We start from the raw sequence: 625 nt of genomic DNA, 5'->3' as shown, positions 1-625 counted from the left end.
GCCAGCTCGACAGGCTCAGTTCGATAACGGCGATCAGCGTGCCGTCCGGATCGAGGGGGCTCGGGGATCGGCTCAGATCGTTCAATTTCTGCATGGGGCGCTCCATCGGTTCACATCAGCAACGATGGATGCAATATCCTCGCCGCCGCCCCATAGCATCTCCCTTGGAGGCTTGCGGACGCCGGCCCCGTGCGCACCGCCCCACCGTCATGGGGCCGGCATCCGAAAAGCTTCACATAAGCGGAAGAACTGTTCAGTAGCATAGTGCGGCTTCCTGTCCGTGAGCAGACGCCTTAACATCAAGGCATCTAGCCTTGTTTGCACCGTGCATAGAGCAGTGGTCGTAGTGTCAGTCGCACCAGGCTTTGCATCCTTACTGGAGACCTGCGCCGGAAGGGGGTAGATAGGTAATGCCATACTTCGCGTAGATCTGCGCTGGTATCCGCTGCTCGACCACTTGTGACACCGCAGCATCCACGGCTGCAAGCAGCGCATCGTCCGCTCGGCGAAGCCCAACTGAAACACCCCAGCGCAGTGCCGGTTCTGGCTCGTATCCGTCGGGTATCCTTACTGCCGTGCTGGGGTGTTCGTGCCGATACCAGCCGACAATCACGGGGTTTGTGGC

At 60.2% G+C, this 625-nt stretch carries 1 pseudogene; it reads right to left on the bottom strand.

The features are described 5' to 3' along the window. Positions 1 to 373: 373 nt before the first annotated feature. Positions 374 to 625, bottom strand: a pseudogene (locus tag IVA82_RS47175) (hypothetical protein); the annotation flags it as partial.

The organism is Bradyrhizobium sp. 142 (assembly GCF_023074015.1).
GTDB lineage: Bacteria > Pseudomonadota > Alphaproteobacteria > Rhizobiales > Xanthobacteraceae > Bradyrhizobium.
The sequence above is the reverse complement of the archived record's forward strand: the minus strand, read 5'-3'. Positions and strand labels throughout refer to the sequence as shown.